This is a genomic window from Brevundimonas sp. R86498 (assembly GCF_044598075.1).
Taxonomy (GTDB): Bacteria; Pseudomonadota; Alphaproteobacteria; order Caulobacterales; family Caulobacteraceae; genus Brevundimonas.
On the sequence record NZ_CP139004.1, the window covers coordinates 1526355 to 1543679 of the forward strand.

General features: G+C 68.2%; 17 protein-coding genes. 14 read left to right on the forward strand and 3 right to left on the reverse strand.

From position 1 onward, the window contains the following. The first annotated feature begins 70 nt into the window (after positions 1–70). From SJY26_RS07520 to SJY26_RS07550, 7 genes are all read left to right on the forward strand, one after another. Positions 71–763, forward strand: coding sequence for a hypothetical protein (locus SJY26_RS07520; RefSeq protein WP_396595513.1), 693 nt, complete (start codon positions 71–73; stop codon positions 761–763). Next, positions 756–962: a helix-turn-helix transcriptional regulator gene (locus SJY26_RS07525; protein WP_396595514.1), complete on the forward strand. Its 207-nt coding sequence runs from the start codon at positions 756–758 to the stop codon at positions 960–962. The genes SJY26_RS07520 and SJY26_RS07525 overlap by 8 nt, the downstream gene beginning before the upstream one ends. 187 nt (positions 963–1149) lie before the next feature. Then, positions 1150–4407: a TonB-dependent receptor domain-containing protein gene (locus tag SJY26_RS07530; RefSeq protein WP_396595515.1), complete on the forward strand. Its 3258-nt coding sequence runs from the start codon at positions 1150–1152 to the stop codon at positions 4405–4407. Positions 4408–4558: 151 nt separating this feature from the next. Continuing rightward, the gene (locus tag SJY26_RS07535) at positions 4559–4888 is read left to right on the forward strand and encodes a PadR family transcriptional regulator (protein ID WP_396595516.1); all 330 of its coding nucleotides are present in this window, start codon (positions 4559–4561) and stop codon (positions 4886–4888) included. A gap of 26 nt (positions 4889–4914) precedes the next feature. Next, positions 4915–6063: an HAAS signaling domain-containing protein gene (locus tag SJY26_RS07540; RefSeq protein ID WP_396595517.1), complete on the forward strand. Its 1149-nt coding sequence runs from the start codon at positions 4915–4917 to the stop codon at positions 6061–6063. Positions 6064–6114: 51 nt separating this feature from the next. Beyond that, positions 6115–7227, forward strand: a complete 1113-nt coding sequence (locus SJY26_RS07545) for a bifunctional transcriptional activator/DNA repair enzyme AdaA (protein WP_396595518.1) — start codon at positions 6115–6117, stop codon at positions 7225–7227. A gap of 179 nt (positions 7228–7406) precedes the next feature. Continuing rightward, the gene (locus SJY26_RS07550; protein ID WP_396595519.1) at positions 7407–7967 is read left to right on the forward strand and encodes a methylated-DNA--[protein]-cysteine S-methyltransferase; all 561 of its coding nucleotides are present in this window, start codon (positions 7407–7409) and stop codon (positions 7965–7967) included. Here the strand turns inward: SJY26_RS07550 and ilvA are convergent. Together ilvA and SJY26_RS07560 are read right to left on the reverse strand one after the other, a co-directional pair. Further along, the gene (gene ilvA, locus SJY26_RS07555; RefSeq protein ID WP_396595520.1) at positions 7913–9436 is read right to left on the reverse strand and encodes a threonine ammonia-lyase, biosynthetic; all 1524 of its coding nucleotides are present in this window, start codon (positions 9434–9436) and stop codon (positions 7913–7915) included. The two genes, SJY26_RS07550 and ilvA, sit on opposite strands and share 55 nt — an antisense overlap. A gap of 83 nt (positions 9437–9519) precedes the next feature. Next, positions 9520–10011 carry a DUF305 domain-containing protein gene (locus tag SJY26_RS07560; RefSeq protein WP_396595521.1) on the reverse strand — a complete coding sequence of 164 codons (492 nt, stop codon included), beginning with the start codon at positions 10009–10011 and terminating at the stop codon, positions 9520–9522. A gap of 138 nt (positions 10012–10149) precedes the next feature. On the opposite strand from SJY26_RS07560, the gene nadA reads away from it, so the two are divergent. The 6 genes from nadA to SJY26_RS07590 all read left to right on the forward strand — a co-directional run bounded on the left by nadA (position 10150) and on the right by SJY26_RS07590 (position 15567). Further along, positions 10150–11229: a quinolinate synthase NadA gene (gene nadA / locus SJY26_RS07565; RefSeq protein ID WP_396595723.1), complete on the forward strand. Its 1080-nt coding sequence runs from the start codon at positions 10150–10152 to the stop codon at positions 11227–11229. Between the two features lie 136 nt (positions 11230–11365). Further along, positions 11366–12217, forward strand: coding sequence for a metalloprotease (locus SJY26_RS07570; RefSeq protein WP_396595522.1), 852 nt, complete (start codon positions 11366–11368; stop codon positions 12215–12217). Next, complete coding sequence (locus SJY26_RS07575) at positions 12214–13737, forward strand: L-aspartate oxidase (protein WP_396595523.1); 1524 nt, start codon at positions 12214–12216, stop codon at positions 13735–13737. Before SJY26_RS07570 ends, SJY26_RS07575 begins: the two co-directional genes overlap by 4 nt. A gap of 7 nt (positions 13738–13744) precedes the next feature. Beyond that, a complete protein-coding gene (locus SJY26_RS07580) occupies positions 13745–14365 on the forward strand; it encodes a Uma2 family endonuclease (protein WP_396595524.1) in 621 nt (206 codons plus the stop codon). Beyond that, a complete protein-coding gene (gene nadC, locus SJY26_RS07585) occupies positions 14362–15231 on the forward strand; it encodes a carboxylating nicotinate-nucleotide diphosphorylase (protein ID WP_396595525.1) in 870 nt (289 codons plus the stop codon). The genes SJY26_RS07580 and nadC overlap by 4 nt, the downstream gene beginning before the upstream one ends. 54 nt (positions 15232–15285) lie before the next feature. Continuing rightward, complete coding sequence (locus SJY26_RS07590) at positions 15286–15567, forward strand: hypothetical protein (RefSeq protein ID WP_396595526.1); 282 nt, start codon at positions 15286–15288, stop codon at positions 15565–15567. Here the strand turns inward: SJY26_RS07590 and SJY26_RS07595 are convergent. Further along, on the reverse strand, positions 15483–16532 hold the full coding sequence (locus SJY26_RS07595) for a cell wall hydrolase (RefSeq protein WP_396595527.1): 1050 nt from the start codon (positions 16530–16532) through the stop codon (positions 15483–15485). The genes SJY26_RS07590 and SJY26_RS07595 overlap by 85 nt on opposite strands. 522 nt (positions 16533–17054) lie before the next feature. Between SJY26_RS07595 and SJY26_RS07600 the strand changes: the two genes are divergently transcribed. Then, entirely contained in the window at positions 17055–17240 is a 186-nt protein-coding gene (locus SJY26_RS07600) for a hypothetical protein (RefSeq protein WP_396595528.1), read from the forward strand. Positions 17241–17325: the final 85 nt, after the last annotated feature.

Genomic DNA, 17325 nt, shown 5'->3' on the forward strand with positions numbered 1-17325 from the left:
ACCGCCGCTTGACGGCGTGTAACCCATAGGTGATATGTCACCTCAAGGTGACAAACCTTAGGAGGTGGAGATGACGGCGATGGATGAACGCAATCTGGACCGTGAGGGCAGAGCCCGCCGCCGCAAATTTGTCGGTGCGGTGGTGAGCATCGCTGGCGGCGGAGTTCTGGCGGGGCTGGGCTTTGCCTTCGCCCAGGCCCGGTCCGGCGACGCGGCGACCCAGGCCGGAATCATGGCCGGGATCGGCATCGGCCTGATGATCGGCGCGGCCATCATGGCGTGGAAACTTCGTCCGTGGGACCGTCGCTGGCGCACAGAGAGCCTGGCGTCACGCCGCGAACGGCTGCAGTCCAACCGGACGCAGCGGCTGTGGGTGCTGCCGTTCATCAGCGCGCTGTTCCTTGTTCAGGGCACGCGGGGGCTGAACGAGATCGTCAACGGGGCCGGGTCGTGGTCCGACTATGTGAGTGCCAGCCTGCCCGTGGTGTACGCCTGGGTGGCGGCGGCCGCGGCCATGGGATGGGGTCCTCGGGCCGCAACGGAACGCCGGTTCATGGAGGACGAACTGACTTTGGTGCTGCGGGCACGGGCCATCGCCCTGGCCTTTCCAGTACTGATGGCCGGGGTCACCGTGGCGCTCGGTCTGGCGCTGTGGCGGCCGCCGCTGGCGATCCTGGCCCTGCCGTTCGTGCTGACGGCGGCGGGCGCGACTGCAGGCATCCGCTTCGCCTGGCTGGACCGCGAGGCCGGGCAGGATGGGTGATCCGCGGCTGGGGTCGCGGCTGAAGGAGATCCGCACGGCCGCTGGTCTGACCCAGGCCGAACTGGCCGAGCTCGCCGGGGTGTCGCGCAAGACCATCAACACCGTCGAGAACGGGGTGTTCGTGCCGTCCACCCTGCTGGCGCTGTCTCTCGCCCGTGTGCTGCACAAGCGGGTCGAGGAGCTATTTTATCTCGAATAACGCTAATATCCAGTAATATTTCGTCCCAAATGAGGCAGAAACAGCTGTTTATGTGGCGAAATTATACCACCTGCGACAAACTGTGACGAAGCTGCGTCAATCTTGTTGCGCAAGCGTGGCCTTGGCGGGATGAGGCCCCCGGTTCGCCTCTCGAGTGGTGAATCGCGTTCACTTCACGGGGATTTTCATGACCACCCAACGCTCCCGTCTGCTGGGCACAACCCTGCTGACCACGCTCGCCCTCACGCTGATGGCGGCACCGACCGTCACCATGGCCCAGGACGCCGACCAGGCCTCTGACGTCGATGAGATCGTGGTCACAGGTTCGCGCATCCGTCGCAGCCCGACCAACTCGCCTACGCCGCTGATCCAGATCGGTCAGGAAGAAGTGCTGCAGTCGGGTGAGGTCAATGTCGTCGACTTCCTCGCCGATATTCCCGCCCTGTCCGGCTCGACCGTCCCGGAAGACACCACGGGGAGCAATCTGAACGACGGTGGCCTGTCGCTTCTGAGCCTGCGCAATCTGGGTGCCGGCCGGACCCTGACCCTGGTGGACGGACGTCGCCATGTCGGCTCCCAGCCCGGCACCCTGGCGGTGGACGTCGACACCATTCCGCGCCTGTTGATCGAGAGCACCGAAGTGATCACCGGCGGCGCGGCCGCCGTGTACGGCGCGGACGCCGTGTCGGGCGTGGTGAACTTCATCATGCGCAAGGATTTCGACGGACTGGAGATCGACGGCTCGATCGCCGAGGTCAACCAGGACCACCAGTTGAGCGAGCGCCTGTCCATCCTGTGGGGCAAGAACCTGCTGGACGACCGGCTGAACGTCTATGTGTCCGGTGAGTATCAGGGCAGCGAAGAGGTCCTCGATTCCGACGTCGACTGGCGCCGCGAGAGCTGGGGCTTCCTGACCATGGACGCCGACCCGGCCTCGGCCCCCGCTGACGGGGTGACCGATCTGGTTCTGGTGCGGGACATCCGGACCTATATCCGCGGCACCAACTACGGTGGCGTCACCATTCTGGCCACGGGCGTACAGCCCAGCCCGGCCAGCGATCCGGACGTGACCTTCGCCACCTGCCCCACCACCAGCTTCTCGGCCAACTGCTTCTCACTGGCCCCGAACAACAACCCGGACAACGCCTATCTGTACGACGGTTCGGGTGCGTCCCAGCCGGTGGTGTTCGGTCCGATCCGTAGCGAGGTCGGCTATACCCGGCCGTCTTCCAACGGCGGTCTCGGCCAGGTTCAGAACACCGAGCAGGGCCAGGCCAGCCGTCTGCCGGAATCGACCAACTACCGCTTCCAGACCGGCCTGAACTTCGCCGTCACGGAGGACATCGAGCTGTTCGCCGAGGCGAAATACGTCGAGGAAGAAACCTATGACGCCGGCCAGCGGGTGTTCCACGACTTCAACATCCGGGCCTTCGCCCCGGGAACGGTCGGCGCGATCACCGGCAACTCGGCCTTCGAGATCGGCCTCGACAACGCCTATATGCCCGCCGATGTGCGCACCGCCATCCTGAACAACACGCGTCAGGTCTATAACAGCGCCGGCGTCCAGACCGGGACGGTCGCCGACCCGCGCGCCCAGCACAAACTGTACGGCCCGGCCCGCAACCAGCTGAACAACCGCGACCTGCAGCGCTATGTCATCGGCCTGCGGGGCGATGCCGGCGACATCGGCTTCGTGCGCAACGTCAACTGGGAGATGGGCTACACCTACGGCGAGATGAACAACTCCAACCGGGAGCTGGGCGTCGACAACGTGCGTTACCAGGCGGCCGTCGACGCGGTGGTCGACACCGCCGGCATCGTCAACGGCAAGGCGGGCGAGGTGGTCTGCCGGGTCCAGCTGCTGTCCGCCCAGGGCATTGCTGTCCCTGACGCAGTGGTCGGCGGCACCACCTACTCGCGCCAGGGCGACGTCATTTCCGAGTGCGTTCCTGTGCGTGTGTTCGGCGAGGGCGGCTTCTCGCAGGACGCACTGGACTACATCCAGGCGTCGGTCACCGTCACCGACCAGAACAAGCAGCACGACTTCCTGACCTATGCCTCGGGCGAGCTGTGGGACTTCTGGGGTGCCGGTCCGATCGGGGCCTCGATCGGCTACGAGTACCGCAAGGAAATCACCAGCGGCACCGGGCGGGACAAGGACACGGCAGGTCGCTACCTGTTCCTGAACGCCGGACCGGATTTCGAGGAAGCCAGCTATGACACCAACGATATCTTCGCCGAGCTGAGCCTGCCCCTGCTGCGTGACAGCTGGCTGGGCCGGTCGGCCGAGATCAGCGGGGCGTACCGCTACTCCGACTATTCCAACGTCGGGGAGCAGGAAACCTACAGCGTCATGTTCCAGTATCGCCCCGTGGACCAGCTCATGCTGCGCGCCACGACGGCCACGGCCATCCGGGTGCCGAACCTGGGCGAGACCAATGATCCGCTGGGCCAGACCTTCGCCAACGGCTTCAGCGATCCCTGCAGCGCCACGGTCCTGAACAACCTCGCCGATCAGTCCATCCGCGCCAACCGGATCACCAACTGCGCCACCCTGGCCCAGCAATCGGGTCTGAGCTTCACCTTCGACACCCCGAACGCGGCCAACTCCTACCTGCCCAACTACGGGTCGGGATCGGTCTCGGGCCTGTCGGGGGGCAACCCGTTCCTGCAGCCGGAAACGTCGGAAAGCTTCACCTACGGCTTCGTCTGGACCCCGGACTATCTGCTGCCCAACCTGTCGATCGTCATGGACTACTATGACATCGAAATTCAGGACGCGATCGCCTCGGTGTCGGCCCAGAACGCCGCCAACCAGTGCGTCAGCGGTGACAATCTGAACGTCGGTGCCTGCGCCACCCAGACCCGGGACGCGACCACCTTCCAGGTCACCAGCTTCATCCAGGGGTCGCTGAACTATGCGGCCCTGACGGCCAAGGGTGTGGACTTCAACACCCGCTGGGGCGGCGATATCTTCCGCTTCGGCGGCCGGGACTGGGGCACGTTCAGCCACTCGATCCGAGGCACCTGGCTGATCGAACAGCATGACTTCGTCAACATCGTCGATCCGACCAACTCGACCGACGACGAGGACACCGTGGGCATGCCGCGCGTGCGCTTCCTGTCGACCCTGAGCTGGTCGCCGATCCAGGACCTGGCCTTCGTCTGGGACTGGGACTGGCAGGCCAGCCAGGAGCGTGAAGACATCGACAACATCATCAGCAACTGGGATCGCTACGACAATCTCAAGTATCTGGAGACCGGTGACTACTCGCAGCACGACTTCTCGGTGCGCTGGCAGGCCCGCGAGGACCTGATCGTCCGCGCCGGCGTGGTCAATGCCTTCGATGCTGACCCGGCCCCGTGGCTGGGCAACACGACCGAAGACAACTTCGATCTGTTCGGCCGTCGCTTCTATGTGAGCTTCAACTTCAAGGCCTTCTGAGCCGACCCGGGCAACCGGGACTAATCAGGGGGGGCGGTCGACGCAGGTCGGCCGCCCCCTTTTTTGTTGCCCGACGCCGGCTTGACTCCGTCACACAGTATGTCGCATACACTGTGTGTCACACACTATGTGGCGTGGAGGGTGAGTTTTCGTGAGCGTCGACGCCGACCTGTTTGAATCGATGCGGCTGGAGCTGCGACGCGGGTCGCTGGTGCTGGCGGTGCTGGCCTGTCTGCGGACCGAGCGGTACGGCTACACCCTGCGGCAGGCCCTGGCCGCCGACGGGCTGGAGATGGAGGAATCGACCCTCTATCCGCTGCTGCGCCGGCTGGAGAGCCAGGGCCTTCTGAACAGCGAATGGCGCGAGGAGGAGAAGCGCAAGAAGCGCTTCTACGTCCTGTCGCCCGTGGGCGTGTCGATGCTGGCCGCCCTGACCGACGAGTGGCGGGGCATCAACGCCTCGCTCGACAAGATTCTCTGACATTTTCTGGACCGAGGGGACCGGGCATGAACGCCAAGACCGAAGACATGGTGGACCGCTATCTGGAGGCGGTGGCCGCACAGCTCCCGCCCGACGAGCGCGAGGACATCATCGCCGAATTGCGCGACCTGATCCTGAGCCGGATCGAGGCGAAGGAGGAGGCGCTGGGCCGCGCCCTGACCGACGACGAGCGCGAGGCGATCCTGAAGGAGATCGGCCATCCGCTGGTCGTGGCGGCGCGCTATCGCAAGGGGCCGGACAGTCTGATCGGGCCGGAGCTGTTTCCCTACTGGCTGTACGGGGTCAAGGCGGGGCTGCTGGTGCTGCTGGCCATCGCCGGGATCGGACTGGCGGTCCGGCTGGTCAGCGAGCCGGCGAACTTCGGCCAGGACATCTCGCAGGCCTTCGGGGGCTGGTTCAGTTCGGCCCTGACGCTGATCGGGGCTTTGACGCTCGCCGGGGCGGTGATGGAGCACAACGGCATCCGGCCGAAATGGCTGACCGACTGGCGCGTCAAGGATCTGGGGGCCTTTGGCCTGTCGGACCCGGTGACCTGGGGCGTGGCGGCGCGGACCGCGGGTGAGCGGGCCCGGTCGGCGGCGGCTGCCGGCGACGCGGCACGGCCGCTGTGGACCCCGCGGCCGCGGGTTCACCGGTCGGTGAGCGGAGAGGCCGCCTTTTCGGCGATCGCCTCGGGCATCTTCCTGCTGTGGTGGGTCGGGGCCCTGCAGTTTCCGGGTCTGGGCGTCATGCGGGTGGAGGGCGAGCTGGTCGATGTGACCCCGGCCCCGGTCTGGGCGGCCCTGTTCGTGCCCATCCTGTTCTATGCCCTGGGCCAGCTGGGCACCGATCTGTTCACCCTGGTCCGGCCGGAGGCGACGCGACTGCGGGCGGGGCTGTCGGTCCTGATGGCGGCCGCAGGTCTGTGGCTGGTGTGGGCGATCGTGGGGGCGGAGCACTGGTTCACCCTCTCGGTCGGGGCCGAGCAGGCGCGCATTGCCGGCGACTGGGTGCTTCTGGACTTCGACCGGTTGCATGACCTGCGGGCGCAGGAGCGTGATCTGGTCGGGGTCGCCTCGACCCTGTCTCTGATCATGACCTGGGGTCTGGCCTTCACCGCGATCAGCCTGGTGTTCCGCGCCCTGGGCGACGTCTGGCGGGTCCTGCGGGGCTGAGATGTCCGAAAACCGCGAGACTTCATCCGCCGTCGCGTCCATCCTGCGGGCATGGAAACGGCGGCGGACAGTCTGGACCAGGAGGCCTGCTACCGGGCGGCCCTGACGCGTGACGCGCGGTTCGACGGGCGGTTCTTCGGGTGCGTGAAGACCACCGGGATCTACTGCCGGCCGGTGTGCCCGGCGCGGACGCCCAACCGGCAGAACATGCGCTTTGTGGTGACGGCGGCGGCGGCGGAAGAGGCGGGGTTTCGCGCCTGTCTACGCTGCCGGCCCGAGACGGCCCCCGATCTGGGGGCGTGGCGAGGAACGTCGAATACCGTCAGCCGGGCGCTGGCCCTGATCGAGAGCGGGGCCCTGGACGAAGGCGATGTCGACACGCTCGCCGGCCGGCTGGGCGTGGGGGAGCGGCAGCTGCGGCGGCTGTTCCGGCAGCATCTGGGAGCGTCACCGGTCAGTGTGGCCCAGACCCGGCGAGTGTTGTTGGCCAAGGCGTTGATCCACGAGACGGATCTGTCGATGGCCCAGGTCGCGCTGGCGGCGGGGTTCGGGAGCGTGCGGCGGTTCAACGAGACGTTCCAGGCCCTGTACGGCCGTGCTCCCTCGGCCCTGAGGCGGCGGGCCGAACGACCCCCCGGGCGGGGCGTGCGGCTGAACCTGTCGTATCGCCCGCCCTATGACTGGCCTGCGATGTTCGCGGCCCTGAAGACGCGCGGCGACCGGGTCGAGGGCGGGGCCTGGTCGCGGGATCTGGACCCCAAGAGTGACGGGGCCGCAGGATTTGTCACGGCGACCCCGGGGGCGGCCGGGCGGCTGTCGGTCTGTGTCGAGGTCGACGACCTCAAGGCCCTGCCCGGCGTGCTGGCGCGGGTGCGGCGGGTGTTCGACCTGTCGGCCGATCCGGAGGCGATCGCGCGGGACCTGTCGGCGGATCCCGAGCTGAGGTGCCTGGTCGAGGCGCGGCCGGGGCTGAGGCTGCCGGGGGACTGGGTCGATGGGGGCGAGGACGCGCCCAGCGACCGGATGGAGGATGAGACGCTGGTGGTGCGGGCGGAAGCCTGGCGGCCGTGGCGGGCCTATGGGGCGCTGTATCTGCAGATCAACGGTCTCCTCCCCGTCGCCGCGGGCGACGGGGAGGTGGCGCGCCGCGCCTTCGCGGCGTGACGGAGGGGGCGTCGCGGTGGTTGAGATCGGAGCTCGTGGTGCTCGCCCGGCAAGACCCGGTCGCCCCCTCCCGTCGTCGGATCGCTTCGCGATCCTTCCTCCACCTCGCTGATCGCGATGAGCCACCTCCCTATCGCCCTTCGGCGATGGGGAGGAGACGACGACATGGGAGCGAGACGATGACTGAGACCCTGACGCTGGACCGGATCGCGACGCCGGTGGGCGAGGTGCTGCTGGTGACCGACACGGACGGCGCGGTGCGGGCGCTGGATTTTGTCGGCTACGAGCCGCGGATGATGCGGCTGCTGGGGCGGCATGCGCCGGGGGCAACGCTGGTGCCGGGACGGGCTCCGGAAGCGGTGCGCGGCGCGGTCGAGCGCTATTTCGCCGGGGAGGCGGGGGCGCTGGACAGGCTGGTGGTCAAGACCGCCGGGACGGTGTTCCAGACGGCGGTGTGGGCGGCGCTGCGGGCCATTCCGGCGGGGGAGACGCGCAGCTATGGCCAGCTGGCGGCGGCGGTGGGATCGCCGAAGGCCGTGCGGGCGGCGGGGCTGGCCAATGGCCAGAACCCGGTGGCCCTGATCGTGCCCTGCCACCGGGTGATCGGGGCCAACGGGACCCTGACCGGCTATGCCGGGGGGCTGGAGCGCAAGCGCTGGCTGCTGGCGCATGAGGGGGCCGCGGTTCAGACCCCCTCGAGGAACAGGCGGCTGGCCGGGTTGTCGGTCTCGTCGACATAGGGGTAGCCGAGCTCGGCCAGGGCGGCGGTCAGGGCCGGCTGTTCGGCAGGGGGCACGGAGATGCCCGCCAGGACCCGGCCGACGTCGTCGCCGTGATTGCGATAGTGGAACAGGGTCAGGGCCCAGGCGGGGCGCAGGCTGTTCAGGAACTTCAGGAAGGCCCCGGGCCGTTCGGGGAATTCGAAGCGCAGGATGCGCTCATACGGCAGGCCGGCGGCGCGGCCGCCGACCATGTGGCGGACGTGGAGTTTGGCGGTCTCGTTGTCGCTCATGTCCTCGACCGCATAGCCGTCGGCGACGAGGGCGGCGATCAGGTCGTCCTTCTCGTGCGGCCCCTGTTTGATGGCGACCCCGACGAAGATGTGGGCGCGGCCCTCGCCGGACCAGCGGTAGTTGAACTCGGTCACAGAGCGGCCGTCCAGCGCATTCAGGAAACGACTGTAGACGGCGCGGTCGTCGGCCATGGCCACGGCCAGCAGGGCCTCGGTACCCTCGCCGATCTCGGCCCGCTCGGCGATGTGGCGCAGGCGGTCGAAATTGACGTTGGCTCCCGAGTTGATGGCGATCAGGGCTCCGTCCCCGGCGGTGTCCGGGTGGGCGGCGGCCCAGGCCTTGAGCCCGGCGAGGGCCAGGGCCCCGGACGGCTCGGCGACGGCGCGGCTGTCATCGAAGATGTCCTTGATGGCGGCGCAGATGGAGTCGTTGTCGACGGTGACGATGTCGTCCAGCAGATCCCGGCACAGGCGGAAGGTCTCGCTGCCCGCGCGGCGCACGGCGACCCCGTCGCAGAACAGGCCGACCTGGTTCAGGGTCACCACCTCGCCTGCTGCGATGGCCGCCTGCATACAGGCGGCGTCGACCGGCTCGACCCCGATCACCTTCGTCTCCGGGCGCAGGAATTTGACGATGGTGGCGATGCCGGCCGCCAGCCCCCCGCCGCCGATGGGCACGAAGATGGCGGCGATGGGTTCGGAATGCTGGCGCATGATCTCGAGCCCGACCGTGCCCTGACCGGCGATGACATGGGGGTCGTCGAACGGGTGAATGAAGACCGCCCCGTCGGCCTCGGCCCGGCGACTGGCCTCGGCGAAGGCCTCGTCAAAGGCGTCGCCGTGCAGGATGACGGTGCCCCCCAGGGCGCGCACGGCGGCGACCTTGATGGGCGGGGTGGTGACCGGCATGACGATGGTGGCGGAGGTGCCGCGCTTTCTCGCCGCGAAGGCCACGCCCTGGGCATGGTTGCCCGCCGAGGCGCAGATGACGCCGCGCGCCAGTTGCGCCGCATCCAGGGTAGCGATCTTGTTGTAGGCCCCGCGGATCTTGAACGAGAAGATGGGCTGCAGGTCCTCGCGCTTCTGCAGCACGGGGCGGCCGAGCCGGGTGCTGAGCCGGGGCAGGGGGTCGAGCGGCGTCTGGATCGCCACGTCATAGACGCGGGCGGTCAGGATGCGGCGGAGGGTTTCTTGCATGGAGACGGCAGTCGACGGTGGTCAGGAGGTCGATATGACCGCCAGAATCGTCATCTGGAAGTGATTATTTCATTTCGGCCGGGTCAGGCCGGTGGCCGGACCGGCAGGACGGGGGCGTCGTCCGGGGTGGGGCGTGCCTCGATGGCGGCGATCAATCCCTCCATCTCGGCGATTTCCTCCAGCTGGGTCTGGCGGATCCGGTCGGCGAGATCGCGCACCCGCGGGTCCCGGATTTGCGCGTGCTCGCTGGTCAGGATGGCAATCGAGTGATGCGGGATCATGGCCTTCATATAGGCGACGTCGTCCACGGTGGTCTGGCTGCGGACCAGCCACAGGGCCGCAGCGAAGATCAGACCGCAGCCGCCGAGGATGGCCAGGTTCTTGCGCCGGTCGGGGTACATGTCGAACATCAGACCCAGCATGATGAGGCCCATGGCGGCCCCCATGACCACGGCCATGAAGGCCCGCGTCTCGCTGAAACGGACATGGGCGAGCTGGTAGGTGTTCAGATACATGAGGCCGAACATGATGATCGTCGAGACGACGATCATCAGCGCAAAGCGGCGGTAGGACATGGGTCTCTCCAGCGTTCAGCGAAGGAAACGGCCACGGCCGGGGATGGCTCCGGATCTCCGCGCGGCTCTTGCGAAGACGGCCCATCGGCCTATATTGGCTCCAGTTATGCTAACTTTGAGCATAAGGGTCGGGAGGCCATTTTGGTCGTCAGTCTGCAGCTGGATCGCAGGATCGCCGAGGAGACCGCGCCCGTCTGGGCCAAGGTCAGGGATTTCGTCACCCCGATGGAGTGGCCGGACCAGGCGCGGCTGATCTCGGAGATCAACGCCCTGAAGAAGGAGCGCGACGCCGTCATCCTGGCCCACAACTATATGACGCCCGAGATCTTCCACGGGGTGGGGGACTATGTCGGCGACAGTCTGGGGCTGGCCAAGGAGGCGGCGAAGTCGAGCGCGAGCGTGATCGTCCAGGCCGGCGTCCACTTCATGGCCGAGACCTCCAAGATCCTGTCGCCCGAAAAGACCGTGCTGATCCCGGATCTGAAGGCCGGCTGTTCGCTGGCCGAGGCGATCACGGGGGCGGATGTGCGGCTGATCAAGCAGCGCTATCCGGGCCTCCCGGTCGTCACCTATGTGAACACCACGGCCGATGTGAAGGCCGAGACCGACATCTGCTGCACCAGCGCCAATGCCGTGCAGGTGGTCGAATGGGCGGCGAAGGAATGGGGCGTCGACAGGGTCATCCTGATCCCCGACGAGTTCCTCGCTCGGAACGTCGCGGCCCAGACCAATGTCGGAATCATCGCCTGGAAGGGCCGCTGCATCGTCCACGAGCGGTTCCGCGCCGCCGACATCGCCGAGATGCGCGAGGCCTATCCAGGGGCCGAGATCCTGGCCCATCCCGAGTGCCCCGAAGAGGTGCTGGCGGCCTCCGACTTTGCCGGGTCGACGGCGGCCATGACCGACTACATCACGGCCAGGAAGCCGAAGCAGGTGGTGCTGATCACCGAGTGCTCGATGGCCGCCAACATCAAGGGCGACGTGCCGGAGGTTCAGTTCATCGGGCCGTGCAACCTGTGCCCCTATATGAAGCGGATCACCCTGACGAACATCCGGGATTGCCTGCGCGACATGAAGTTCGAGGTGACCGTGCCGGAAGAGATGATCGCCCGGGCGGCGCTGGCCGTGCAGCGGATGATCGACCTGCCGCCGCCGGCGGTCCCGGCGCGCTATGACCTTGTGAAAGCCCGGCATCATGTGTCGGTGGAGCTGATCTGATGCACTATCAAGCCCCTCACCCGCGCGGGTTCGGCGGGTTCGTCGTGCTGCCCCTCAGGCCGAAAGCGGAACCGGTCCACGAACCCGAGAGGGTGGGCTGGCTGGCCCGGCTGTTCTCCGACGCCAGAGCCGCGAAATGACCGACGGCCCGTGGGGATCGCGCGACGGCCGGGTCGCGGACGCGCCCGTTGTCGCGACGGCTGTGCCGGCCTCCAGCCCCGGCGCGCCCTCGATCGACAAGGGGCAGAGCCTGCCGTGGGCGATCGCCTCCACGGTGCTGCTGGGCGGCTTCCTGTGGCTGATGAGCGGAAGCTGGGTGGTGGCGGTGGCCGCGATCTTCGGCCTGTTCGTGCACGAGTACGGCCATGTGCTGGCGATGAACCGCCTCGGCATGGGGCCGGCGAAGATCTACATCATCCCCTTCCTCGGTGGACTGGCGCGGGGACAGCGGAATCCGGTCAGCGAATGGCACGGGGTGCTGGTGGCGCTGGCGGGGCCGGCGTTCGGCCTCCTGGCCATCCTGCCCGTCGTGGGTCTGTGGCTGGCCACAGGCGATGACGCCTGGATGCTGGGGGCCTTCTTCATCGCCATGATCAATCTGGTCAATCTGGCCCCGGCCCCGCCGCTGGACGGATCCAAGGCCCTGGGGCCCGTGCTGGCCCGGATCGATCCCCTGGTCGAGAAGGCCGCCCTGATCGCCATCGGCGGTCTGGCCGTGTGGTGGGGTGTCTCGACCGGGCGCTGGATCCTCGCAGTGTTCCTCGGCATCGCCATTCTGGGATCCCTGCGTCGCGGGGCCTGGCGGCCGGGCGAGAAGACCCTGAGCTGGCCGGAGGCCGGGCGGTCGCTGATCCTGTTTCTGATTACGGGCGCGGCCTGTGCGGCAGCGGCTCTCGGTGTGCTGATGCCTCTGGCGGAGGGCACGACGCCCGAGCGGATTTCCGGGGCGCTGGACATCGCCGCCCGTTTCATCGGGTTCGACCGGTGAGCCGGATCTATCTGCAGGGCCCGCTGATCATCGGTGGCGGGCTGGCAGGCCTGTCGGCGGCGCTGGCGGCCAGCCCGGCCCCGACGCTGGTGATCAGTCCGGCCCCGCTGCTGGAGGCCGCCTCCAGCGCCTGGGCCCAGGGCGGGGTCGCCGCGGCCCTGTCTCGGGACGACGCCCCGGCGCTGCATCTGAAGGACACCGAGGCGGCCGGGGCCGGTCTGGTCGACCACGCGGCCGCAGAGACCCTGACCGACGAGGGGCGGGCGACCGTGGAGTGGCTGGCGTCGCTGGGCGCGCCGTTCGACCGGGATGCCGGCGGCGAGTTCGCCGTCAGTCTGGAAGCCGCCCATTCGCGGGCCCGGGTGGCCCGGGTCGGCGGCGACGGCGCGGGCCGGGCCATTCTGTCGGCCCTGGTCGCCTCGGTGCGCGCCTCGGGTCATGTGACGGTCTGGGAGGACGCGCGTCTGCGGGCCCTGATCCAGGACGCGAGTGGCCGCGTCCGCGGCGCGGTGATCGAACATGGGGGCCGGCGGGTCGAGGTGCTCGCCCCGGCCACGGTGCTGGCCACCGGCGGGGCCGGTGGTCTGTTCGGGGAGACGACCACCCCGGTGGCGCTGAAGGGCGAGGGCATGGCCCTGGCCTGGGCGGCCGGGGCGGAGATTCTGGATCCCGAGTTCGTGCAGTTCCACCCCACCGCCATGGATGTGGGGCTGGACCCCATGCCGCTGGCGACGGAGGCTCTGCGCGGCGAGGGCGCGCGGCTGATCGACCGTGACGGCGTCTTCCTGCTGGGTGAGGCGGACGACGCGGACCTGAAACCGCGCGATATCGTGGCGCGGGCGGTGCATGCCGCGCGGGCCAGCGGGCGGGGAGCCTTCCTTGATGCCCGCACGGCCATCGGCGCGCATTTCCCGACCGGGTTCCCCGCCGTGTTCGCCGCCTGTCTGCGGGCCGGACTGGATCCGCGCGAGACGCCGATCCCGGTGTCCGCAGCGGCCCACTACCACATGGGCGGCATCGCCGCCGATCCGGACGGCCGGACCGGTCTGGAGGGGCTGTTCGCCGTGGGCGAATGCGCGGCGACGGGCGTGCACGGGGCCAACCGGCTGGCGTCCAACTCCCTGCTGGAGGCCGCGGCGTTCGGGCGGCGGACGGGCCGGGCGGCGGCAGCGTGCGGCCTCGTCAAGGGACCGGTGATCGTCGGGCGCGTGGTCGAGGATCTTCCGGCGGCGGCGCATGCCGAACTGCGCGCGGCCATGAGCGCGGACTGTGGCGTGGTGCGCGATGCCGAAGGGCTGACGCGGCTCGTTGCTCTGATCGACCGGCTGGAGACGGCCCACGGTGCGCCACCCGCCCTGGTTGCGGCACGGCTTGTGGCCGAGGCGGCCCTTGCTCGACGCGAGAGCCGGGGCGGGCACTATCGGGCAGACTACCCGGACACGGCCCCGCATGCCGCCCATACACGGCTGGTGAAACGTGAGGTTGAATCGACTTCTCGTCCCGTTGCCGTTCTGGCATAGTCGCCCGATGGAAACCGGCCAACATCGCAGTCCTGTCGGAACCCTTTCGAGCGCTGTGCAGGAAGGGCGGCGGCCGTTCCTGTTCGACTTCGACGCCTTTGAGCGGATGGAACAGGCCGGAATTTTCTCCCGGCATGCGGGAAAGGTCGAACTGATCGAGGGAAGGATCTGCGACATGGCCCCTCTCTCCGGAGACCACACCGATGTGACCAGCGAGCTGCATCTGGGGCTGGGCGTTGCGGTCCGGGCCACACCGGGGCTGGACCTGAAGGTCCTGACCCAAGGTACGCTGCGCATCGGGGATCACAGCGCCCCGGAGCCGGACATCTTCGTCGCCCGGTCCCGTGGCGGTCGCAAATATTACGAGGCGGCAGACGCCGTTCTGGTGATCGAGGTCTCCGTCAGCACCGTTGAGGACGACCGCCGGACCAAGGTACCGCTCTACGCCCGGGCCGGTATTCCGGAACTCTGGATCGCCGAACCGGAAGCGCGCCTTGTCCGCATCTACCGTGGGCCGCGTGCGGATGGGAGCTGGATCAGCGAGATAACGGTGACCGAAGGGGGCGTAAGCCCCCTGTTCGCGCCGGAGATCCGGATCGCGCTCGCCGATGTGTTTGGCGGCGCATGAGCCTGTCCCTGCCTGACATCCTGATCCGCCCCATCGTCGTGGCCGCCCTGGCCGAGGACCTCGGGCGAGCGGGCGATGTGACGGCGGCGGCCTGTATTCCGGTCGGGGCGCGGATGCGCGCGGTCTTTGTGGCGCGCAAGCCCGGCGTGCTGGCAGGTCTGGACTGTGTTCGTCTGAGTCTGCTGGAGATGGATCCGCTCGCCCGGATCGAGACGCGGATGGCGGAAGGGGGGGCGTTCGAGGCAGGGGCCGTGCTGGTCGAGGCGGACGCCGATGCCCGGGCCTTTCTGTCGGCCGAGCGGACGGCTTTGAACCTGCTGGGTCGGCTGTGCGGGGTTGCGACCCTGACGCGCGCCTATGTCGAGGCGGTGGCGGGCACGGGGGCCCGGATCGCAGACACGCGCAAGACCACCCCGGGCCTGCGTGCGCTTGAGAAGCACGCCGTCCGTTGCGGAGGCGGCGTCAACCATCGCTTCGGGCTCGATGACGCCATCCTGATCAAGGACAACCACATCGCCGTCTGCGGCGGCGTCGAAGCGGCCGTGCGCGCCGCCCGGGCGCATGTCGGCCATCTGATGAAGGTCGAGGTCGAGGTCGATGGCTTGGACCAGCTGGACCAGGCCCTGTCGCTGGTGACGGAGGGCGTCGGTCCGGACGTCATCATGCTGGACAATTTCAGCCTCGCAGACCTCGCTGAGGCGGTTCGGCGACAGCGGGGCGGGGGACACCGCGTCGTACTGGAAGCGTCAGGCGGCGTGGATCTGGGTACGGTCGCCGCGATCGCCGGCACGGGCGTGGATGTGATCTCGGTCGGGGCCCTGACGCACTCGGCCCCGGTCCTCGATATCGGTCTGGACGCCGTCTGAGGGAACGGGGTAGCGGCCGGCGGGTTTTCCTTCTGAAGCCAGAAGGAACAGCCTGTGACCCCGCGCCTGAGGGTGGTTCAGAACCCGCCCGCTCCGGTCGAGACGGATCCTGATGAAACACCCGGGGATGCCGTGGCCGTGGGCCCGGTGATCGCGCTGGGGCTGACCCGCCACACTGGTCAGCCCTTCGGGCCGCTGGCCGACAATCGGACTACCCACCCCCAGGTGCGGGAGCGGCCGTATGGCGGGGTTCAGGCCTGGGGCGTGGAGACCGATGCGGAGTCAGCCGAGGTGGGGGCCGGTTCGGCCCTCGCGGTCGTGGCCGGTGCGGCTTGAGAAGACGAGGGTGCGTCGGACGGGGCGGGGCCTGTGTCCGTTCCAGCGCCTTCCTGAGCCAGGAGGGCGGTGTAGGCGATAGCCTGGCCCGCCTGACGCAGGGGCTCGGTCGGATCGATACCAGCCAGAACCGTCCGTTGGATGTCGCTTGCCGACGACGGCTGCGCCGCATAGCTGAAGGCGTTGGACGATCCGGCGCGGCCGCTGAAGCGGTAGAAGACGTGGTCGCCGACCTGACTGACGCGGATCAGAGTGTTGCTCCAGCGCGGGGAAACCCCCGTGGTATGAAAGTGGGTGGCGTTGCCGACGCTGGAATGAACGGTGCCGGACAGGGCGGCGGAGGCGACCGTACGGGCCCGGTCCCAGGCCGCGCGATTGACCCGTCCCCGCATCGAACCATCGCACGTGAAGCTGAACTGGCAGCCTATACGACGGCCGGAGCCTTGGAACACAACGCCACAGACACTTTTGGGGAAGGCCGGGTGGCGCGCCCGGTTGAGCACGACCTGGACCACGGCTCGCATACCGTCGGTGCCCTCTCCACGCGCCTCATAATAAGCGACCTGGGTCAGGCATTCGAGGTCGCGCGATGCGTCCAGGGCATTGTCGATCCGGAAGGGGCGGGCGGCGGTGGGCACATCGGTCAGACTGATGCGGCGGAGATCATTGCGCCGGGCGTCCGGGCGCAGTTGTTCCAGGCGGGCGGTGAGGAGCTCGGCCTGACGGTCGCGGCGGGCCGAGCCGGCGACGGTATACGGATCGTGGCGGCGGGCGATGGTCAGCGCGCTGGCGTCAAGCCCCCCCGCCGCAGCCGCGAGCGCCTCTTCGGTAAATCCGGCCGAGGTCGCGCCGGCAATACGTTCCGCCTGGGCGCGGACGGTGGTCGCGCGCGCGGCCGTGCCGCCCAGATAGGCACACCCTATACCCAGTCCCACCACTGCGCCGAACACCGCCGCTGCCGTCACGGGCCGGATTGTGGCCGCACGATCGGCGCGCGAAGGTGCGCGCTCAGGCGAGAGATGGAACAAAGGCGTCGTCCTATTCAGCAGGGCGGGAAGCTGCCCCAGGGTCGTCTGCAGAACCGGGCGAGAAGGTCGTCGCGAGCCGGTTTGCCAATCGGAAGTCGGTGAACACGCGACATCCGAAGAAAGCGCCTTAAGCCACCCATTTATGGCCTCAATGTGTTTGATTCGCAAGACTCATGTTGAGGGTGGTCTTTGTCGCACTTCCGAAGCCGATTACAAGAAACGCGCAAGAACAAGATCGTTAACTTGCGACGATTCTGATGCGATTATCGTATCGGTTTGTCTGTTTTTTGAATTGGTAAGCCTGAGGTTAAAAAAGTCCTGCTTTGTGTCGCGATATCTATTGTATTGGCGAGGCATGAGGGAACTGCCGGATGAGTGCTGCGGGGCCGGGCTGGAACCTCCCGGCCTGACGTCGCGTTTCAGGCGGCATCCCCCCTGGATTGCCATGAGGACACCGCCATGCGTCGCCTTCTTTTCCCTCTCGCCGCTACAGCGCTGACGATGGCTGTGGCAGCCTGCGGTCACACGACCGAGCAGCGCGCCGCCACCGGGGCCGTAGCCGGGGCGGTCGTAGGGGGACCGGTCGGAGCGGCGGTCGGCGGGGCCGCCGGTGCTGCCGTGGGTCAGGCCGACAAGCCCGACTGAGACCCGGGCGTCGGCTCGGGCGGCACTGCGTCCTTGTGATGACGGTCCCGACCGGATCGGAGCCGATCCGGCGGGGAATGACATC

Coding starts and splice junctions, on each gene's coding strand:
- SJY26_RS07560 (WP_396595521.1), bottom strand. CDS start 10,011: ATGTCCTACCGCCGCTTTGCGCTGATGATCGTCGTCTCGACGATCATC.
- SJY26_RS07550 (WP_396595519.1), top strand. CDS start 7,407: ATGACTGAGACCCTGACGCTGGACCGGATCGCGACGCCGGTGGGCGAG.
- SJY26_RS07545 (WP_396595518.1), top strand. CDS start 6,115: ATGGAAACGGCGGCGGACAGTCTGGACCAGGAGGCCTGCTACCGGGCG.
- SJY26_RS07520 (WP_396595513.1), top strand. CDS start 71: ATGACGGCGATGGATGAACGCAATCTGGACCGTGAGGGCAGAGCCCGC.
- SJY26_RS07525 (WP_396595514.1), top strand. CDS start 756: ATGGGTGATCCGCGGCTGGGGTCGCGGCTGAAGGAGATCCGCACGGCC.
- SJY26_RS07580 (WP_396595524.1), top strand. CDS start 13,745: ATGGAAACCGGCCAACATCGCAGTCCTGTCGGAACCCTTTCGAGCGCT.
- SJY26_RS07540 (WP_396595517.1), top strand. CDS start 4,915: ATGAACGCCAAGACCGAAGACATGGTGGACCGCTATCTGGAGGCGGTG.
- ilvA (WP_396595520.1), bottom strand. CDS start 9,436: ATGCAAGAAACCCTCCGCCGCATCCTGACCGCCCGCGTCTATGACGTG.
- nadC (WP_396595525.1), top strand. CDS start 14,362: ATGAGCCTGTCCCTGCCTGACATCCTGATCCGCCCCATCGTCGTGGCC.
- SJY26_RS07530 (WP_396595515.1), top strand. CDS start 1,150: ATGACCACCCAACGCTCCCGTCTGCTGGGCACAACCCTGCTGACCACG.
- SJY26_RS07570 (WP_396595522.1), top strand. CDS start 11,366: ATGACCGACGGCCCGTGGGGATCGCGCGACGGCCGGGTCGCGGACGCG.
- SJY26_RS07600 (WP_396595528.1), top strand. CDS start 17,055: ATGCGTCGCCTTCTTTTCCCTCTCGCCGCTACAGCGCTGACGATGGCT.